The sequence below is a fragment of the Cellulomonas sp. B6 genome (genome assembly GCF_001462455.1).
Taxonomy (GTDB): Bacteria; Actinomycetota; Actinomycetes; order Actinomycetales; family Cellulomonadaceae; genus Cellulomonas.
On the sequence record NZ_LNTD01000191.1, the window covers coordinates 1 to 19031 of the forward strand.

A 19031-nucleotide genomic window follows, 5' to 3' on the forward strand; every position below is an offset into this window, starting at 1 on the left:
GGGTGTCGCGGTGCGCAGGACAGCGGACCGTGCCCGTGCCACGATCGATGACCACCCGGACGCGAGGTCGCGACCGGGTGCGACACCCGACCGTGCGACACCCCACCGAGAGCCAGGGAGGCCGAAGATGTCCGTCCCCGACGACACCGTGACCCCGACGCCTGACGAGGTGCCCGACCCCGTGAAGGCCACCGCTCCGCAGGCCCCGCCCGCCCCGGGCGAGGACGGCGACGGCAGCGGCCTGCCGGTCATCGAGGAGACCGTCCTGCCGAAGGACGGCTCCCGCACCCCGGGCCTGCCCGGCAACGCCTGAGGTCGACGGACAGGCTCCCGGCTCGACGGACACGTGCACGCCCGTGTCCGTCGAGCCGTACCGCTGTCCGTCGACGTCGGAGGGGTGGGCGCGTGCTCGGCGCCCGCGGGCGCAGGTCAGGCGCGGCGGCGCAGCGCGATCGACGCGCCCGTCACCGACACGACGCCCCAGGCGAGCAGCACGACGAGCGAGCGGGTGGGCATGCTGAACGTGTCCTGCGCGAGGCCTGCGCGCACGAGCTGCGCCATCGGCTGGATCGGCAGCCACTCGTGCGCGGTCTGCAGCCACGCGGGCATGCGCTCGGCGGGGTAGGACACGGGTGAGAACAGCAGCACGATGAACACGAGCGCCTGCGTGAGCAGGTTGGCGAGCTGCGGCGGCAGCACGGTCGCCATGCCGTAGCCGACGGCCGCGGACGTGAGCGAGACCAGCACGGTCGCGGGCAGGAACCACGGCGCGATCGACAGGTGGATGTCGAAGCGCAGCACGCCGGCGACGATCCCGAGCGCCATGCCGGGCAGCGCGATGAGCGTCCACACCAGCAGGTCGGACACGAGGAACGCGGTGCGCGGCACGGGCAGCGTGCGCATCCAGTCGAGCGACCCCTCGGTGCGGGCCTGCGACACCATCTGCGGCGTCATGACGATGCCGACCGTGATGAGCGTGATGGTGGGGGCGCCGGTCGCGAGGAACAGCGCGGTCGCGGGGTCGGGGTCGCCGACGAGCAGCCCGTAGCCGACGACGGTCGTGACGGCCATGAAGACCTGCACGACGACCATGAGCGGGAGGAACTGCGACTGCCGGCGCAGCTGCCACTGCACGAGCAGCAGCGTCTGGCGCAGCCCCTCGGCGGGGGACGTCGTGACCGCCGGGGCCTCGGTGAGCGTGGTCATGCGGCGGGCACCTCCTGGGTGGCGTCGGCGGGCTCGCCGACGAGCTGCACGTACACGTCCTCGAGGGACGCGGGGGTCAGGGCGTAGCGCTCGAGGCGTCCGGCCTCGACCTCGTCCTGCGCCCAGCGGACGACGTCGGCGGCGTCGTCGGCGGGCACGGTCGCGGTGGCGCGCAGGTGCCCGGCGGCGACGTCGCGCGCGGCGGCGTGCCAGCGCACGGGCTCGCCGGGGACGGTGTCGACCTCGAGCGTGAGCGTGCCGCGCAGGCGGGCGGTCAGGCCCGCGGGGGTGTCGGCGGCGATGACCGTGCCGGCGTCGAGGATCGCGAGGTGGTCGACGACGCGCTCGGCCTCGCGGACGTTGTGCGTGACGAGCAGGACGCCGTGCCCGGCGTCGGCGAGGCCGCGGATCTGCTGCCACAGCAGGCGGCGGCGCACGGGGTCGACGTCGTTGGTGGGCTCGTCGAGCACGACGAGCCGCCCGGGCACGACGGCCGTCATCGCGAACGACGTGAGGCGCGCGATGCCGCCCGAGACCTTCTCCGAGGGCGTGTCGGCCCACGGGCCGAGGTCGAGGGCGTCGATGAGGTCGGTGGCGCGGCGGCGGACGTCGGCGGGTGCGGCACCGCGGATGCGGCCGACGAGCTCGATGGCCCGCCGCGGCGTGAGGCCGCTGATGGGCACGTTGGCCTGCGCTTGGATCGACACGAGCCGGCGTGCGCGGTCGGGGTGCGCGACGGCGTCGACGCCCTGCACGGTGATGGTGCCGGCGTCGGGACGCACGAGGCCGACGACCTGGTGCACGAGCGTCGTCTTGCCGGCGCCGTTGTGCCCGAGCAGCCCGACGACCTGGCCGGCGGCCACGTCGAGGTCGATGCCGTCGTTGGCCTGCACGCCGCGCCGTCCGCGGTACCGCTTGCGCAGTCCGCGGACGCTCAGCACGTCCGTCCCGTCCATCCCCGCCTCCATCCACATACCCATCAGTACGTGCCGCACGGTACGCGCAAATACTCAGTGGTATCAACCCAGCGGTATGGAGGTTGCGTATCCTGGTGGCATGGCCGACGACCGGGACACCCTCAAGGCCGCCTCCCGCGCCCTGGCCGACGCCGCCGCGCAGCTCACCCGCGCGCTCGGGACGCAGGCTCGCCAGCACCTGCCCGAGGTCGGCGAGGTCATCGCGCAGGGCCTGCGCGAGGCCGCGCTCGAGCTCGCCGACGTGTCGGACTCGATGGACAAGAAGTCCGGCAAGAGCGAGGCCCGCCGCCGCAGCAAGGTCGACCGCACGCGCGCCGACCTGCTCGACGCGGCCGCGCGGGTCTTCTCCGCCAAGGGTTTCGAGGGGGCGTCCGTCGACGACGTCGCCACGGAGGCCGGCTACACCAAGGGCGCCGTCTACGCGCACTTCGGGTCCAAGCGCGACCTGTTCCTCGCGGTCGCGAGGTCCGTGCTCGACGCCGAGAGCGCCGGCGAGCACCGGCTGCCCGGCGTGACCGCCGAGGGCGTCGACGTCGCCGCCCTCGAGGACGCGCTCGCCGCCAGCGCGCAGGACCCGCGCCTGCTGCTGTCGATCGAGCTGCTCGCGTACGCGATGCGCCACCCCGGCGCCTCCGAGGAGCTCGAGGTCTTCTACGCGCGCGCGTTCGACGCCCTCGCGTCGCACGTCGCCGACGTCCGACGCGCCCGCGAGGCCCGCGCGGGGCACGACGTGGTCCCCGGCATCACCGAGCACGACCGCGACACGACGCTCGGCGTGGTCGCCGTGCTCAACGTCGCGCCCTTCGGCGTGCGGCTGCTGGGTGAGCCGTACGCGGGCCCCGCGGCCGGCGCGCGCGTCATCGCGCGGCTGCTCGAAGGCTGAGCGCGCGGGCCGTCGACGCCGTCACGTGGTGCGACGACGCCGCGTCGCGGCCGCGACCCCGGCCACCCCGGCGGCCGCGACGAGCGCCGCGAGCGCGAGGAGCGGGAGCGGCTCGAGCCCCGTGCGCGGCAGACCGGACGCCGTCGGCGTCGTGCCCGCGGTCCCCGGTCCGGATCCCGCGGGTGCTGGATCGGCTCCCGTCCCGGGCGCGTCGGTGCCCGGCGACCCACCGCCCGGCGTGCCACCGCCCGGCGTGCCACCGCCCGGCGTGCCGCCACCCGGCGAGCCGCCGCCCGGCGTGTCGACGCCGACCACGTCGAGCACGGTGCTCGTGGTCGCCGTCCCGCCCACGGTGGACACGGTGAGCCGCACGAGCGGGCCCTCGTCGGCGACCGACGGCGTCAGAGTCAGCACGTGCTCGGTGCGGACCGCCGGGCCCGCCGCGCGCGCCGCTGCCGCTCCCGCCGGGCGGGCCGACGTGGCCCACGCGAGCGGCACCGGCTGCCACGTCGCCCCGCCGTCGCGGGACACGTCCCACGTCGCGGTCGCGTCGGCACCCAGCACCGTCCACGCGAGCGACGCCGGCACGCCGGTGGTCAGCCGCGTCACGGGGCCCGGGCCGTCGACGACCTCGGGTGCCGCCGCGACGACGAGCTCGGCCTCGGCGCTCGTCACCGACACCGGTCCCGCGACGAGCGTCGCGGTGGCGACGGCCCGCACGCGCAGGCCGTCGTCGGCGAGCGTCGGGGTGAGGCGCAGCGTCGTGCCGGTGCCGACGGCCGCCCACGTCGTGCCGTCGGACGTCGCCTCCCACGTCACGTCCGGCACCGGGCGGCCCGTCACCTCGACCGTGAACGCGACCTGCGCACCGGGCGCCGTCGCGACGTCGAGCGGGTCGCTGACCGTGGGGGCGACGAGCACGCGCAGCGCCGCGTCGGTGCTGGTCACCGACCCGCGTGAGGAGGTCGCGACGGCCCGGTAGCGGGTGCCGTCGGCGGCGGGGTCACCGGGGACGACGAGCGTCGTGCCGGCCGCGCCGGCGACGTCGTCCCACGTCGTGCCGTCGCTCGAGGACTGCCACGTGACGGCCGGCGCCGGGCGTCCGGCGACGGTGACCGTGAAGGTCGCGTCGGTGCCCGCGTCGACCGTGACGCCGGCGGGCGGCGTCACCACGACGGGCGGCGCGTCGACGGCCACCGTGGCGGGGTCCGACCCGACGGTCGCGAGCGCGTTGCCCGCCACGGCGCGCACGCGCAGGCCGTGGTCGGCGTCGGTGAGGGTCCGCGCGTACGACGGGCCGGTCGCGTCGGGGACGTCGTCCCAGGCCGTGCCGTCGGTGGACGTCTGCCAGCGGACGTCCGGTGCCGGGTTGCCCGTCGCGGCGGCCGTGAACGTCACGACGTCGCCCGCGAGGCCCGTCGCGTCCCGCGGCTGCGTCGCGAAGGCGGGCGCGTACCGGACCTCGAGCGTCGCGGCGGCGCTCGTGACGGTGCCGAGCGCGTTGGTGACCACGGCGCGCACCCGCGTGCCGTCCTCGGCCGCCGTCGTGGCCGGCAGCACGAGCGTGGGACCGGTGCCCGCGGTGGTCCAGGTCGAGGCGCCCGCGGCGCTGCGCTCCCAGCGCACGCCCGGCGCGGGGTTGCCCGTGACGGCCACGGTGAACGACGCGTCGTCGCCCGCGTCGACCGTCAGCGGTGCCGGGTCCGTGACCGTCGGCGCGTGGCGCACCGTGAGCAGCACCGCGTCGGACGCGACGGTGCCCGCGAACCCGGTCGCGAGGGCGCGCACCCGCACGCCGTCGTCGGCCGCTGTCACGGTGCGTGTCCACGTGCCGCCGGTCGCTCCCGGGACCGAGGCCCACGACGTGCCGTCGGTCGAGGTCTGCCACTGCAGCGTCGGCGCCGGGAACCCGGCGGCCGCCGCCGTGAACGTCGCGTCGTCGCCCGCGTCGACGGTCACCGCCTGCGGCTGCTGCGTGAACCCGGGGCCGTGCTGCACGTGCAGCGTCGCCTCGGCGCTCGTCACGGTGCCGCGCGGGTTCGTCACGACGGCCCGCACGCGCGTGCCGTCGTCCGCGGCGGTCGCCTCGTCGAGCACCAGCTCGGGGCCGTCCCCGGCCGCGGACCACGTCGAGGCGCCCGCGGCGCGGGTCTGCCAGCGCACGTCGGGTGCCGGGGTCCCGGTGACGGCGACCTCGAAGCGCGGCAGGTCGCCCTCGCGGACGGTCGCGTCGGCGGGCTGCCCGGTGATCGCGGGCGCGGCCTCGACCGTGACGCGCGCGGGCGCGGTCGTCGTCGTGCCCGACGCCCCCGTGACGGCCGCCCGCACGTGCAGACCCTGGTCCTCGGTCGTGAGCGTGCGCGTCCACGTGGCGTCCGTCGCGCCGGGCACGTCCTGCCAGGACGTGCCGTCCGACGAGGTCTGCCACTGCATCGTCGGCGCGGGCGACCCCTCGGCGGACGCCGTGAACGTCACGTCGGCACCCGCGACGTCGGCGACGTCCTGCGGGCCGACCACGGCGTCGGGGCCCCACGTGACCGTCAGCGTCGCCGGGGTGCTGGTCGCGGCGGGCCCGGACCCGGTCGCCACGACGCGGACCTGCGTGCCGTCGGCGGCGCGCGTCACGCCGGTGAGCACGAGGGTCGTGCCGGTCGCGCCCGGGACGTCCGCCCAGGTGCCCGTCGTCCCCGCGCGGCGCTGCCACTGCAGCGTCGGTGCGGGCGCGCCGCTCGCCGCGGTGCTGAACGTCGCGTCGCCGCCCTCGAGAGCGGTGACGTCGACCGGCTGCTGCGTGATCGTGGGCGGTGCGGTCACGGTCAGCTCGGCGGTCGTCGCCGCACCGTCGACCGTCGACGTGACCGTGCCCGGCGCGGTGGCCACGAAGCGCGCGGACGCCGTGCCGTCGGCGGCCAGCGCGGCGTCGGCGGGCGCGAACGTCGCGCCCGACCAGGTCACGGGCGCACCGGCGACCGCGCGCAGCATCGCGGCACCCGGGGCGGTGCCGTCGGAGAGCGTGAGCGCGACCTGTGCCGTGACGGTCGTGCCCGCGTCGGCCGCCGTCGGGTCGAGCGTCGTCGCGACCGTCGCCCACGGGGTCGTCGTCGCGCCGCCGGCCGCGTCGCAGCCCGCTCCCGCGGGGTCGACGCAGCCCCACCACGAGCGCACCGCGCTCGTGGCGCCCGCGAGCCCGGCGCGGCTCGTGGTGCCGGCCACGTCGGTGACGTTCCCCGCGAACCGCGAGTCCGTGACGGTTCCGCCGGCCAGGTCGACGGCGGCCGTCGACCCCGCGGCGCCCGTGGCCGTGTTGCCCACGACCGCGACGCCCACGAGCTCGGCCGTGCCCGCGACGACCCGCACCGCGGAGCCGCGCGCGGCGCGCGCGCCCGTGGCCAGCGTGTTGCCCTCGAACCGGGAGCCGGTGATGGTGGTGGTGGGCGTGCCCCAGCGCACGTCGACGGCGCCGCCCAGGTCGGACGCGGCGCCCTCGCCGCGCACGGCGTTGCCGGTGAAGGTCGCGTCGACGATCTCGACGGCGTCGTCCGCGCCGCCCACGCCCGTGTACCCGATCGCGCCGCCGCTCGCGCCGTCCGCGGTGTTGCCGGAGAACGTGCAGCGCTCGACGAGCAGCGCGCCGCCCGTCATCGAGACCGCGCCGCCCACGTCGGCCGGCGTGGCCGTGCCCGGCGGGGCGTTGACGCTGTCCGTGACGGCGCAGTCGCGCAGCGTGAGCGCGTCGGCGGCGCCGGGGTCGCCCGTGCCCGCCAGCACGGCGCCGCCGCCCGCCTCGCCGCCGAGCCCGCGCGTGAGCGTGACGCCCTCGACCGTCAGGCGTACGCCTCCGGTCAGCGACGCGTCGACGTCGAGCACGCGCGACGCGCCCCGGGCGTCGATCGTCGTGGTGGCCGCGCCCGCGCCGCGCAGCGTCACGTCGGCGGCGCGGCCCGGGTCGACCGTGAGCGCGCCGGCCGTCAGGGCGTAGGTGCCGGCCGGCACAGCGACGACGGACGCGTCGTGCGCGCCGGCGGCGCACAGCGCCTCGCGCAGCGAGGTGCCCGCGGCGCCGTCGTCGCACCCGGCGACGAGCGGCGCGTCGACCGTGGTGTCGACGACGAGCGCCACCGGTGCGGCCTGCGCGGGTGGCGCGACGAACGTCGGAGCGAACACGACGAAGAGCCCCAGAGCGGCAGCAACCGGACGTGGAAGTGCGCTCTGACCAGGCGGCATGCAGCGCACGCTACAGAGTTTCACCCGGGCCGAAAGGCCCTGCGGGTGGGTGAAACTCCTAGGCTCGCGGCGACCGGACCGGGATGGCCCGCCTCCGGCGCGGTCTCAGGAGGTGGTTCGCGCGTGCTCACGGATCGGACGGTGGAGCGCCCGGGCGTGACGCGACGCACCGTGCTCGCGGCGAGCACCGGGGCGGTCGCCGTCGGCGCGCTCGCGGCCGCTGTCGGCGTCCAGGTCGCGCGGCCGCGGCTGCCGCTCGACGGCACGGTGCTTGAGGCGCTCGTGGGGCACGCGTTCGTCGACACCCAGACCGGTGCGCGGCTCGTGCTCAGCGCCGTCGACGGGGTCACGGGGCGCGCGGCGACCGCCGAGCGGTTCGCGCTCGTGCTCACCGCCGACGCGCCGCTGCCCGCCGCGACGCGCACGCTGCGCCACCCGGACGGCGACCTGCTGGTGTACCTCGGCCCCGTCGGGCCCGACCCCCGCACGCTCGAGGCCGTCGTCGACCGCACGGGAGACCGCGCGTGACCGGGTTCGTCGGCGAGGTGCGGCTGTTCGCCGGCAGCTACGTCCCCGCCGGGTGGCTGCCGTGCGACGGTCAGACGCTCTCCGTCAACCAGTACTCGACGCTCTTCAGCGTGCTCGGCGTGACGTGGGGCGGCAACGGCAGCACGACGTTCCGCCTGCCCGACCTGCGCGGCCGCACACCCCTCGGAGCGGGAACGGGCATCGGGCTGACCCCGCGGGCCCTCGGCGAGACGGGCGGTGCGGAGGCCGTCGCGCTCACCACCGCCGAGATGCCGGCGCACACGCACGTCGTGCGCGGCTCGGGGGCGCAGGCCACCGACGGCGGGCCGGCGGGTCGCGTCCCGGCAGTCACCCCCGACGCCACGCCGTACCGTTCCGGCGGCACCACGTGGCTCGCCCCGCAGGCGCTCGACGGCGTGGGGCAGGGGCAGGGGCACGAGAACCGCTCGCCCGTGCTCGGCCTGCGCTTCGGGATCTGCTACGAGGGCGACTACCCCACCGGCAGCGGTGACGACGGCGACACGACCCTCGGCGAGATCCGGCTCATGGCGGGCGTGCGCCTGCCCGACGGGTGGCTCGTCTGCGACGGCTCGCTGCAGCAGATCAGCGGCTACGACGCGCTGTACACGATCCTCGGCACGACGTACGGCGGCAACGGCGTGCAGACGTTCGGCGTCCCCGACCTGCGCGGCCGGGTCCCGCTGCACCCGGCACCCGGGCGCCCGACGGGCGCGCAGGGCGGCGTCGAGCAGGTCACGCTGAGCGCCGCGCAGCTGCCCGTGCACGAGCACACCGCGCGTGCGTCCGCGTCGCCCGGGACCGCGGGTTCGCCCGGCGGGGCGGTCCGTGCCGCGAGCGCGACCGCGCGGTACGCCGCGAACCCCCAGGTCGCGGGCGCCCCGACCGAGAGTGCCGGGGGCTCGGTGCCGCACGCCAACATGCCGCCCTACGCGGCGATGACGTTCATGATCGCCGCGCGGGGCGTCTACCCGAGCCGGCCCTGAGGAGGCGACGTGTACGAGCCGTACGTGGGCGAGGTGCGTCTCTTCGCCGGTGACTTCGCACCGCGGGGGTGGGCGTTCTGCGAGGGGCAGACGCTGCCGATCCAGCAGAACCAGGCGCTGTTCGCGCTGCTCGGGATCCAGTACGGCGGCAACGGCTCCACCTCCTTCGCGCTGCCCGACCTGCGCGGACGCAGCCCGGTGGGTGCGGGCACCGGCGACGGCCTGACACCGGTCGTCGCCGGGCAGGTGCTCGGCGCGGAGACCGTGACGCTCACCGCTGCGCACGTCCCGCCGCACACGCACCGCGTGCCCGCGGCCGACGCGCCCGGCACGAGCGACAACCCGTCCGGGACGGTCGCCGCGCAGTCGCGTCGCGGACGCGCGACCGAGGCCCTGTACGGTCCCGCGGCCGCGCTCGTCGCGCTCGCGCCCGGTGCGGTGGCGTCGGCCGGCGGCAGCCAGGCGCACGACAACATGCCCCCGTACACGGTGCTGCGCTTCGTCATCGCGCTCGTCGGGATCTTCCCGCCGCGCCCCTGACGCCGGGGCCTACCGGCCGGGCCCGCACGTCCGGCGGGCCCTGCGCGCCGTCGGCGGGCCGGGCCGGGCCTCGCCCGCCGGGCCGGGTCCCCGCCGCGTCGCAGCCCTCCGCCCCTGGCGCCGCGGCCTGTCGTGGGTGACGATGCGCAACGGTGCCGACGTCGTCGCCGTGCGGCCGACCGGTCGCACCCGCCGCCGCGCGACCCGCGCGGCGCCCGACCCGGGAGGCCCCCGTGACCGACCCCGCCCCCAGCGCGGCGACGACGCCCACGCTCACCGAGCGCCTCGACGGCCTGCCCGTCACGCGCCGGCACACCCGACTGCTGCTCGGCTCGGGCGTCGGCTGGACGTTCGACGCGATGGACGTCGGCCTGATCTCGTTCGTCATCGCGCAGCTCGGCGTGGTGTGGGGCACCACCGACGGCCGGCTCGGGTGGGTCGCGTCCGCCGGGTTCGCCGGCATGGCCGTGGGGGCGGCGCTCGGCGGGCTGCTGGCCGACCGCATCGGCCGCCGTCAGGTCTTCGCGCTCACGCTGCTGGTCTACGGCGTCGCGACGGGTGCGTCGGCGCTCGCGGGCGGGGTCGCGGTGCTCATGGCGCTGCGGTTCGTGGTGGGGCTCGGCCTGGGCGCCGAGCTGCCCGTCGCGTCCACGCTGGTCAGCGAGTTCGCGCCGCCGCGGATCCGCGGTCGCGCGGTCGTCGTGCTCGAGTCGTTCTGGGCGGTCGGGTGGATCCTCGCCGCGCTCGTCGGGTACCTGGTCGTGCCGTCGGGCGACGACGGCTGGCGGTGGGCCCTCGCGCTCGGTGCGCTGCCCGCGCTGTACGCGGTGGTCGTGCGGCGCGGCCTGCCGGAGTCGGTGCGGTTCCTGCAGTCGCGCGGTCGGCACGCCGAGGCCGAGCAGGTCGTCGCGGACTTCGAGGGCTCGCGCGCCGTCGGGCACGGCGGGCGCACGGGCGCGCGGGTGCGCGACGAGGCGGTGACGGCACCCGCCGCCGGGCCGGCGTCCGTCGCGGCGACGCCCGACGGCGCGACGACGACGGCGCCCTCCGACGTCCCCGCGTCCGACGGCCCCGCGGCCGAGGCACCCGCGACCGCCGGGCGCACCCGCCTCGGCGCGCTGTTCGCGCCCGGCCTGCGACGCCGCACCGTCGCGCTGTGGGTCGTGTGGTTCGCCGTGAACTTCTCCTACTACGGCGCGTTCATCTGGCTGCCGTCGCTGCTCGCGGACGACGGGCACACGCTCGTGCGGTCGTTCGGGTACACGCTGATCATCACGCTCGGTCAGCTGCCCGGGTACGCGGCCGCGGCCGTGCTCGTCGAGCGGTGGGGCCGGCGCAGCACGCTCGCGACGTTCCTCGCCGGGTCGGCGCTCGCCGCCGGGCTGTTCGCGCTCGCGTCGGGCGACGCGCAGATCATCGGCGCGGGCCTGCTGCTGTCGTTCTTCAACCTGGGCGCGTGGGGCGCCCTGTACGCCGTGACGCCCGAGCTGTACCCCACGCGCGTGCGCACCACCGGGGCGGGGTGGGCCGCCGGGGTCGGGCGCACGGCGTCGATCCTCGCGCCGCTGCTCGTGCCGCAGCTGCGCGCGGCCGGTGGCACCGGGCTGCTGTTCGCGGTGTTCGCGGCCGTGTTCGTCGTCGCCGCGCTCGGCGCCCTCGCGCTGCCCGAGCGGGCGGGCGAGTCGCTGGACTGACCCGCCCGCCGCGGCGAGCGTCAGCGTCGCTTCTGCTCGTCCAGGAACTGCTTCGCCTTGTCGACCACCTCGTCGACCTTGCGGTCCGTGCCGTCGTCCGTGCGCGCCTTGACCGCGTCGGCGGCCTTGTCGAGCGCGTCCTTGGCCTGCTCCTCGTGACCGGCCAGCGCACCCTTCGCCTTGCTCACCAGGTCGTCCAGACCCATGGGTCTCTCCTTCGCGTGCCGTGGCACCGGCGGGGACCGGCGCCTGCCGTCCAGTCTGCCCCGGTCCGTCCCGCCCGGCGCGGGTTGGGCGGTGTGGGTGCCGACGTCCTGCACGTCGGATCCTCAACACGGCGCCCCGGCGTGCCGATGCTCTGTGGCGTGACGACGACCACGGGGGGACCCGCCGCGGGGTGGTACCACGACGGCGTGACGCCCGGCGTGCAGCGCTGGTTCGACGGTGCGGCCTGGACCGAGCACACCCGTCCGCTGCCCGCCGCACCGCCGCCGGCGCCCCGTCCCGCCGTCGCGGCAGCAGCCGCGCCGACCCGTACCGCGGGAGCCGCCGCGCCGACCCGCACCGGGGCGGCGGTCCCGCCAGCAGGCGGCTGGCTGCCCGGCGACCTGCCGGCCGGCATGGCACCTCCCGAGCCCGCGACGCCTCCCGACGCGAGGTGGGGGACACCCGGCGGGTCGGTGCGGTTCGGCCCCCCGCCCCCCGGCCCGGCGTCCGGCGGCGCGGTCGCGGGCGAGGCGCGGTTCGGCGGCCCCGTCACGGTCGACGGCCGGTTCGGCTCCCAGCCGTTCGGTGCGACGCCCTCGGCCGCGCCGGGCGTCGGCGGTTACCCGCAGGGCCCCGGCGGCCTCGGCGGCGCGCCCGGGCTCGGGGCTCCGGCCCCCACCGGCTTCCAGCGCGGGGCCGTGCCGGGGTCCGACCTCCTCGCCGGGTGGGGCCGGTGGGCTCCGCCCCCGGCGTACGCGCACTGGGGGTGGCGCGTGCTCGCGACGACGCTGGACTATCTGTTCGTGTGCGCGCCGTACGTCGTCGGTGCGGTGTACGCGCAGGCCACCGGGACGCTCGGCGTCGATGCCTTCGGGCGCCTCGCGATGGTCCCGACGGCGACCGGCACGACCGTCGCGGCCGCCGGCTGGCTGCTCATGGCCGTGCTGTGGTTCGTGAACCGGGTGGTCGTGCAGGGCCGCACCGGGCAGTCGTGGGGCAAGCGGATCGTCGGCGTGCGGCTCGTGCACGAGGACGGGCAGGGGTCGATCGGCCTGTGGTGGGCGTTCGTCCGAGACGTCGCCCAGACGGTCAACGTGCTCCCGCTGTGCGTCGGCTACCTGTGGCCGCTGTGGGACGACCGCCGCCAGACGTTCACCGACAAGCTCTCGCACTCGATCGTGGTGCGCGACCCGCACTGACGCACCGGGCGACCCCCGCCGCAGCGGGCGACTCACCCCGCCGCGCGGCGCGGGTCGCGGGCCGGTTCAGTCGCCGCGCTCGACGTCCCCCACGGTGGGTCCGGCGTCGTCACCCGCAGGCGAGACGTGCTCGACCCGCTCGTCGTCCTGCTCGACCATCACGACGTCGTCGGTCGGGGCGTGGTTCGCACCGTCGTCGGGCGCGTCGCCGTCGCTGCCCGCGCTCACGTCCGTCGGCGCGCCCGGGCCCGCCGCGACCTCGTCGCCGAGCCGCGAGCCCTGCGCCTCGAGCTCCGCACGCTGCTGCGCGATCGCCTCACGGATGCGGTCCGCCTGGGTCGCGAGCTCGCTGCGCACGTGCTCGACGCTCGCGTCGACCGTCGCGCGCGCCTCCGCGTCGATGCGCTCGAACTCCTGCGCCATCGCCTGCTCCTCCGCGCGCAGCGCGGTCCGCACGCGCTCGAACTCGTCCTCGACGCCCATGGTGGCCTCCCGGCTCTGATCGGTCGGTGTCACTGGCCCAGCACCCAGCCGGTCGGCCCCGCGAGGCGGTGCGCGTCGGCGGGGCCCCAGGTCCCCGGCTCGTACGGTACGACGGGCGGCGGGTCGTCCTGCAGCGGCGCGAACGCGCGCCACGCCGCGTCGAGCCCCTCGGGCGTGGTGAACAGCGTGCGGTCGCCGACGAGGACGTCGTGCAGCAGGCTCGCGTACGGCGGGAGCGCGTCGCCCGGCACGTGGTCGAGCGACAGCCGGGCCGTGCCGGTGCCGAGGTCGAGCGCCGGCCCGGGGCGCTTCACGGTCGTCACGACGCGCACCTCGCCCGCGCCGGACAGCGAGATCTCGACGCGGTTGGGCCCCGTCTTCTCCCCGAACAGCCGCCCGGGGGAGCGCAGCACGAGCGTCACCTGCTGCGCCGACGCGGCCAGGCGCTTGCCGGTGCGCAGCAGGAACGGCACGCCGTGCCAGCGGTCCGTGTCGACCCACAGGCGCGCGGCGACGAACGTGTCGACGTCGGAGTCGTCGGCCACGCCCTCGAGGTCGCGGTACCCCTCGAACTGGCCCAGCACGACGTCCTCGCGCGGGTCGAGCGGGCGGAACGCGCTGACGACCGCCTCGCGCGCCGTCACGAGCTCGTCGGCGGACATGCCCGCGGGCGGCTCCATCGCGACCTGCGCGGCCACCTGGAACAGGTGGGTCACGAGCATGTCGAGCGCCGCGCCCGTCGCGTCGTAGAACTCGGCCCGGTCGGCGACGTCGAGCGTCTCGGGCACGTCGATCTGCACCTGCGCGACGTGCTCGCGCCCCCACACGCCGCCGAACAGCTCGTTGGCGAACCGCAGCACGTGCAGGTTCTGCGTCGCCTCCTTGCCGAGGAAGTGGTCGATGCGGAACACCTGCTCCTCGTCGAGCGCCTCGTGCACCACGGCGTCGAGCTCGTGGAAGTCGTCGCGCGAGGTGCCGTACGGCTTCTCGTAGACCACGCGCACGCCGTCGGTGAGGTCGTGGCGCGCCAGGGCGCGCGTGAGCGGCACGAACGACTCGGGCGGCACCGCGAGGTAGTGGACGACCGTGGCGGCGCCGTCGTCGTCGCCCGTCAGCTCGCGGCGCAGGCGCGCGAGCTCGTCGGGGAGCTCGCCCGGGTCGTCGTCGTCCAGGCTGACGTCCTGGCAGTAGGCCGTGTGCGAGAGGACGTCGTCGATCGCGCCGCGACCCTCGTCGTCGCTGAACTCGTCGAGCGCGTCGCGGACCACCTGCTCGAACTCGCCCGCGTCGAGCGGGCGGCGGCCGGTGCCGACCAGCGCCCAGCGGTCGGGGAGCAGGCCGCGGGCCGCGAGGGTCGCGACGGCGGGCAGCACCATGCGACGCGACAGGTCGCCGCGTGCGCCGTGCAGCACGAGGACGAGCGGCTGCTCGGCGGGGTCGTCGGCGCCGACGGGCGCGGGTGCGGTCCCGCGTCCGTGCTGGGGGGCGGTCTCGGTGCGGGGCGAGCTGTCGGGCTGACGGTCGGGCACGGGCGACCTCCGGGTGCGGGTGCGGGACGTCTCGACGCTACGTGGCCGGCGTGCAGCCCGCGCGGGGAGCGGTGCCCGCGCGGGTGTCGGTCGCGGTCGCTAGCGTCGCCCGCATGGACCTGCGCGACGAGTACGCCCGGCTGGACTCCGCCCTGCGCGTCGTCGTCGACGCCGTGCCCGCCGCGGCGTGGGACGCGCCGTCGCCGTGCGAGGGCTGGGCCGCCCGCGACGTCGTGCGGCACCTCGTGCGGACGCAGCGCGAGTTCCTCGGGACGCACGGCGCGGACCTCGGCCCCGAGGCCGACGTCGACGCCGACCCGGCGGGCGCGTGGCACGCGCACGCCGACGCGGTGACCGCGCTGCTCGCGGACGACGCGTTCGTCGCGCACGGGTTCGACGGGTTCTTCGGCCCGACGACGGTCGGCGCGACCCTGCGGGACTTCTACCTGTTCGACATGGTGGTGCACCGCTGGGACGTCGCGCGCGCGGCAGGCGTGCCCACCGAGCTGACCGACGCCGAGCTCGACGCGGTCGAGCGCAGCGCCGACGCGTTCGGGGAGACCGCCTACCGCATGGGAGTGTTCCGCGAGGGCGTCACGGCGCCCGCGGGCGCCGACCGGGCCACCCGCGTGCTGGCCCGGCTGGGGCGCGTGGCCTGACGCCGGTGCACCGCGGCGCCTGACCCGGGTGCGGCGAGGCACCCGACCGGGGGCGGTGCGGCGACGCGCTCAGGCGGGCGCCGTCACCGGTTCCACGTCCGGCTCGGGCAGCGTGACCACCGACCGCGTCGTCAGCCCGACGAACGCGCCCAGTCGCTCGAGCGACTCGGGCCGTCGCGGCAGCGTCTCGGTGAGGTGAGTGGACCGCACCACGAACGCGGCCCACTGCCCGCGGGACACGGCGACGTTGAGCCGGTTGCGGTCGAGCAGGAAGTCGAGCCCGCGCGGCACCTGAGCGGGCGACGACGCGGCGGTCGTCACGACCGCGACGGGTGCCTCCTGGCCCTGGAACTTGTCGACCGTGCCGACGCGCACGCCGGTGAACCCGGCGTCGTCGAGCGCGCGCCGCACCGTCCACACCTGCGCGTTGTACGCCGCGACGACCAGCACGTCCTCCGGCGCGAGCGGGCGCTCGGGGGTCGCGGCGCGCGGGTTGCGCCACGTGCGTCCGACGAGGTCGGCGACCAGCCGGACCACGGCGTCGGCCTCCTCCCGGGACGCGACCGCGTTGCCGGTGTGGTCGACGAGCACGCCGTGCACACCGGGTGCGACGCCGTCGAGCGAGCGCTCGGCCGCGGCGGGCGCGGCGTGCAGGCGGCCCTCGTAGGACAGCGTCGACACGGCCTCGCACAGCGCCGGGTGCAGGCGGTACGTCACGGGCAGGAAGTAGCCGAGGGACGCGGGCAGCGTGTCGTGCCCGTCGGTCAGCCAGCCCAGCGCGCTGCGGTCCACGGGTTCGGGGTGCGTGCCCTGGCTGACCTGCGGGAGCTGCTGCGGGTCGCCCAGCAGCAGCAGGTTCCGCGCCGCGCCCGCCACCGCGAACGTGTTCGCGAGCGAGAACTGCCCGGCCTCGTCGACCACCAGCAGGTCGAGCGGACCGCCGGGCAGGCGTGTCGCGTTGACGAGGTCCCACGCCGTGCCGCCCAGCACCGCGCCCGCACCCGTGGCCCCGCCGGGGTGCGCGGCCCAGAACGCGCCGAACCCCGCGTCGGGCACCCACGTCCACGGCGCGTCCGGGTCGGCCGTGCGGCCGTCCGACGCACCCGGCGCCTTCTTCGCGATCGCGTCGCGCGGCACACCCGCACCGGCGACACCGCGCAGCAGGTTCTCGACCACGGCGTGCGACTGCGCGACGACGCCCACGCGCCACCCCCGAGCGACGAGCGCCGCGATCACGCGCGCACCCGTGTACGTCTTGCCGGTCCCCGGCGGTCCCTGCACCGCGAGGTACGAGTCGTCGAGGTCGAGCACCGCGCGCGTCAGGGTCGCGACCAGGTCGCCGTCGGCCGCGACCGGCAGCGGTGCGCCGGAGCGTGTGCGCGGCGGGCGGCGGAGCGCGAGGTCGAGCACGGCGGCCCGGGGGAGCGCGAGGTCGCGGTCACGGTCCCGCGGTGCGGCGCCGGCGCCCGTGCCCGGCGCCGACGACGCGGAGCCCTCGACACCCGGGGCGCCGGCCGTAGGGTCGTGGACCACGGAGGCGCCGACGTCCGGCGCGCCCACGCCCACGCCCACGGCCGAAGCCCCGAGGTCCGCTCCTCCGGCGCCGGCGAGCACGCGCTCGGCGAGCGTGCGGATCGCAGCCCGCAGCGGCGCCGTCCCGATCGGCCCGGACGGTGCGAGCGCCATCGGCACCTCGGTGAACGGCGCGGTCCCGCGGGCGCGCGTCTCCTCGACCAGCAGCACGTCCCGCACGCGGCCGCCCGCGCCCTCGGCGGCGACGTCGAGCACGGTCATGCGGTCGCACCAGCCGCGCGGCCCGTCGACCGACGTCTTGAGGCCGTCGGGCAGCGGCGGGTCGTACAGCCCCACGGCCGACGCGCCGGCCCGCAGGTCGCTGCCCGGCTCGAGCCGCCCGACCATCCGCAGCACGCGCCGCTCGACCTTCTTGCCCGCGGGCAGGTGCCAGTCCTGCACGACCTCGACCGCGCCCGGACGGTCCGCGAGCAGCACGTTGCGCCGCTCGGTCCAGTCGCTCGGGTGCGCGCCCAGCCGGTCGAAGTGACCCCACCAGTACGGCTTGTCCTCGCGCTGGTGGTAGCGCAGCGCGGCGCCGACGAGCGCGACGGCCTGCCGTGCGGGCGTGCGCACGACGCCCTCGCCCGGGCCGGGCCCGGCGACGGCGAGCAGCGCGTCCTCGAGCGGGTCGGGGGCGGCGAGCTCGGCGGCGCGCGCAGCCGCCTGCTCGTCGAGCACGACCGCACGCGACGGCGCCACGCCCGCCTCGGCCAGGCGCGCGAGCAGCCAGTCGCGCAGGCCGAGCGTCGAGTCGCAGTCGTAGTGGTTGTAGACCTCGATGGCCCGCACGCGCTCGGACCACTCGTCGAGGCGGCCCGCATCGCGCGCCGCGACGGCCTCGGCGTACTCGACGATCGAGTCGGCGGCCGTCGTCACGCCGTCGCCGCGGCCCGTGGCCATGTACAGCGGCTCGAGCTTCTTCAACGAGTACGACCGCTGACCCGTGCGGACCCCCGCCTTCACCGCCGCGTACAGGTCGACGAGCACGCCCTCGCGCAGCAGCGCGTCGACCTCCGCCTCGCCCTCGCCGTGCCGTGCCGCGAGCCGGCGCAGCGCGGTCTTCTCGTACGGCGCGTAGTGGTAGACGTGCAGGCCGGGGTGCCGCGCGCGGCGCTCGGCCAGGTAGTCGAGGAACGCGCGCAGCGCGACCCGCTCGGCCGCGCGGTCGTGCGCCCAGAACGCGACGAACGGCGCGTCGGGCCCGGGTGCGGACGGCGCCTCGACGAGCCCGAACAGGTACTCCAGGCCCCACGCGTCGGGGTCGCCCGCGAGCGCCGGGTCGTACCAGAGCGGGTCGCCTTCGAAGTCGAAGAACACGTCGCCCGGGTCGGCGGGCGGCAGCAGCGCGGCGACCTTCTCCGGCCGGTCGAGCACGGCGGGCACGGTCGTCGGGTGCGCCGGGTCGGCGTTGGTCCGCTCCTGCTCGAGCTGCAGCCGCGCCTGCAGCCGCACGCGCGCGAGCGCGTCCGGGTGCAGGCCGTCGACCTCGAGGTCGTCGGACGTCGCGGCCAGCGCGTCGACCGTGTCGACGCCCGCGGCGCGCAGCGCGGCCGACTGCCGCTCGTACACGCCGTGCACGAGCATGACGTCGCGTCGTGCCTCGAGCGCCGCGACGCACAGCGAGCAGCGCCCGCACGCGACGTACCGCGGGTCGCCCCACGCCGCCGGCCCGCCCTCGGCGAGGTGCTCGTCGAGCACGTGCTGCAGCCGCGCGCGGCGCTCGCGGTACACGGGCACGAGGTCCGCGACCGCGTGCCGCGTGACGGCGCCGTCGCCCAGCACGAGCTCGACGTCGCGCGCGACCGGCAGGCCCGCGGCCGCGAGCTGGTCCGCGTACGCGGCCACCTGCAGCAGCGCGGTCGGCTGCGCGTTGCGGGCGAGCTTGGCGTCGCGCACCGACCACGCGCCGTCGTCCTGCCGGACCACGAAGTCGGCACGACCGACGAACCTGCCGTCGAAGAACGCCGCCTGGTGCACGACGTCCGCGGTCGTGAGCCGGTCGAGCGTCGTGGCGTGCGCCGCCGCGAGGTGCGCGCGGGACCCCGGGTCGCGCGTCGCGGGGACCTGCGCCAGACCGCCGGTGCGTCCCGGCTCCCACCGGCCGTACCGGGCGAGCAGGCCGCGCAGCACGCGCTGCTCGTGCTCGTCGCCCAGGTGGGACACGCGCGCGAGCATCGCGTCCGCGTCGGGCTCGGCGGCCGGACCGCGGCCGAGCCGCGCGTCGAGCCCGCGCAGGACCGCGTGCTCGCAGGCCGCGGCGGCCGTCAGGTCGCTCGCCGAGTACGCCAGGGTGCCGTCGTCGAGCAGGATCACACCGGCAGGC

15 protein-coding genes are annotated in these 19031 nt (G+C 77.1%); 8 read left to right on the forward strand and 7 right to left on the reverse strand.

Going from position 1 to position 19031, the window contains the following annotated elements:
* Positions 1-127 precede the first annotated feature (127 nt).
* Positions 128-313 (forward strand): hypothetical protein, encoded by a 186-nt coding sequence (locus ATM99_RS15595; protein WP_062103771.1) that lies wholly within the window; start codon positions 128-130, stop codon positions 311-313.
* 116 nt (positions 314-429) lie between these two features.
* On the opposite strand, the gene ATM99_RS15600 is transcribed toward ATM99_RS15595, so the two are convergent.
* Together ATM99_RS15600 and ATM99_RS15605 are read right to left on the reverse strand one after the other, a co-directional pair.
* Positions 430-1206: an ABC transporter permease gene (locus ATM99_RS15600; protein ID WP_062103772.1), complete on the reverse strand. Its 777-nt coding sequence runs from the start codon at positions 1204-1206 to the stop codon at positions 430-432.
* The gene (locus ATM99_RS15605; RefSeq protein WP_082659876.1) at positions 1203-2162 is read right to left on the reverse strand and encodes an ABC transporter ATP-binding protein; all 960 of its coding nucleotides are present in this window, start codon (positions 2160-2162) and stop codon (positions 1203-1205) included. The genes ATM99_RS15600 and ATM99_RS15605 overlap by 4 nt, the downstream gene beginning before the upstream one ends.
* Positions 2163-2262: 100 nt before the next feature.
* On the opposite strand from ATM99_RS15605, the gene ATM99_RS19760 reads away from it, so the two are divergent.
* Positions 2263-3066: a TetR/AcrR family transcriptional regulator gene (locus ATM99_RS19760; protein WP_062103774.1), complete on the forward strand. Its 804-nt coding sequence runs from the start codon at positions 2263-2265 to the stop codon at positions 3064-3066.
* A gap of 21 nt (positions 3067-3087) precedes the next feature.
* On the opposite strand, the gene ATM99_RS19465 is transcribed toward ATM99_RS19760, so the two are convergent.
* Complete coding sequence (locus ATM99_RS19465) at positions 3088-7290, reverse strand: immunoglobulin domain-containing protein (protein ID WP_190278854.1); 4203 nt, start codon at positions 7288-7290, stop codon at positions 3088-3090.
* 156 nt (positions 7291-7446) lie between these two features.
* Here ATM99_RS19465 and ATM99_RS15620 point away from each other — a divergent pair, with 156 nt between their 5' ends.
* The 4 genes from ATM99_RS15620 (at position 7447) to ATM99_RS15635 (ending at position 11056) form a co-directional block, all read left to right on the forward strand.
* Positions 7447-7818, forward strand: coding sequence for a hypothetical protein (locus ATM99_RS15620; RefSeq protein WP_150118329.1), 372 nt, complete (start codon positions 7447-7449; stop codon positions 7816-7818).
* Complete coding sequence (locus ATM99_RS19765; protein WP_223305177.1) at positions 7815-8822, forward strand: phage tail protein; 1008 nt, start codon at positions 7815-7817, stop codon at positions 8820-8822. The genes ATM99_RS15620 and ATM99_RS19765 overlap by 4 nt, the downstream gene beginning before the upstream one ends.
* Positions 8823-8831: 9 nt before the next feature.
* Positions 8832-9362 (forward strand): phage tail protein, encoded by a 531-nt coding sequence (locus ATM99_RS15630; protein WP_062103777.1) that lies wholly within the window; start codon positions 8832-8834, stop codon positions 9360-9362.
* 233 nt (positions 9363-9595) lie between these two features.
* Positions 9596-11056, forward strand: coding sequence for an MFS transporter (locus ATM99_RS15635; protein WP_062103782.1), 1461 nt, complete (start codon positions 9596-9598; stop codon positions 11054-11056).
* Between the two features lie 20 nt (positions 11057-11076).
* Here ATM99_RS15635 and ATM99_RS15640 read toward each other — a convergent pair whose 3' ends face one another.
* A complete protein-coding gene (locus ATM99_RS15640) occupies positions 11077-11262 on the reverse strand; it encodes an antitoxin (RefSeq protein WP_062103778.1) in 186 nt (61 codons plus the stop codon).
* A 159-nt stretch (positions 11263-11421) separates the two neighbouring features.
* Here ATM99_RS15640 and ATM99_RS19880 point away from each other — a divergent pair, with 159 nt between their 5' ends.
* On the forward strand, positions 11422-12462 hold the full coding sequence (locus tag ATM99_RS19880; protein ID WP_190278855.1) for an RDD family protein: 1041 nt from the start codon (positions 11422-11424) through the stop codon (positions 12460-12462).
* A 66-nt stretch (positions 12463-12528) separates the two neighbouring features.
* Here the strand turns inward: ATM99_RS19880 and ATM99_RS15650 are convergent, their stop codons facing one another.
* Both ATM99_RS15650 and ATM99_RS15655 read right to left on the reverse strand, forming a co-directional pair.
* On the reverse strand, positions 12529-12945 hold the full coding sequence (locus ATM99_RS15650) for a hypothetical protein (protein ID WP_062103780.1): 417 nt from the start codon (positions 12943-12945) through the stop codon (positions 12529-12531).
* Between the two features lie 29 nt (positions 12946-12974).
* Positions 12975-14474 (reverse strand): glucose-6-phosphate dehydrogenase, encoded by a 1500-nt coding sequence (locus tag ATM99_RS15655; protein ID WP_082659880.1) that lies wholly within the window; start codon positions 14472-14474, stop codon positions 12975-12977.
* 113 nt (positions 14475-14587) lie between these two features.
* Here ATM99_RS15655 and ATM99_RS15660 point away from each other — a divergent pair, with 113 nt between their 5' ends.
* On the forward strand, positions 14588-15133 hold the full coding sequence (locus ATM99_RS15660) for a TIGR03086 family metal-binding protein (protein WP_062103784.1): 546 nt from the start codon (positions 14588-14590) through the stop codon (positions 15131-15133).
* A 69-nt stretch (positions 15134-15202) separates the two neighbouring features.
* Here ATM99_RS15660 and ATM99_RS15665 read toward each other — a convergent pair.
* The coding region (locus ATM99_RS15665) for a TM0106 family RecB-like putative nuclease (RefSeq protein ID WP_369798099.1) at positions 15203-19031 on the reverse strand (3829 nt) is incomplete at its 5' end.

Coding starts and splice junctions, on each gene's coding strand:
- ATM99_RS15595 (WP_062103771.1), top strand. CDS start 128: ATGTCCGTCCCCGACGACACCGTGACCCCGACGCCTGACGAGGTGCCC.
- ATM99_RS15600 (WP_062103772.1), bottom strand. CDS start 1,206: ATGACCACGCTCACCGAGGCCCCGGCGGTCACGACGTCCCCCGCCGAG.
- ATM99_RS15605 (WP_082659876.1), bottom strand. CDS start 2,162: ATGGACGGGACGGACGTGCTGAGCGTCCGCGGACTGCGCAAGCGGTAC.
- ATM99_RS19760 (WP_062103774.1), top strand. CDS start 2,263: ATGGCCGACGACCGGGACACCCTCAAGGCCGCCTCCCGCGCCCTGGCC.
- ATM99_RS19465 (WP_190278854.1), bottom strand. CDS start 7,290: ATGCCGCCTGGTCAGAGCGCACTTCCACGTCCGGTTGCTGCCGCTCTG.
- ATM99_RS15640 (WP_062103778.1), bottom strand. CDS start 11,262: ATGGGTCTGGACGACCTGGTGAGCAAGGCGAAGGGTGCGCTGGCCGGT.
- ATM99_RS15650 (WP_062103780.1), bottom strand. CDS start 12,945: ATGGGCGTCGAGGACGAGTTCGAGCGCGTGCGGACCGCGCTGCGCGCG.
- ATM99_RS15660 (WP_062103784.1), top strand. CDS start 14,588: ATGGACCTGCGCGACGAGTACGCCCGGCTGGACTCCGCCCTGCGCGTC.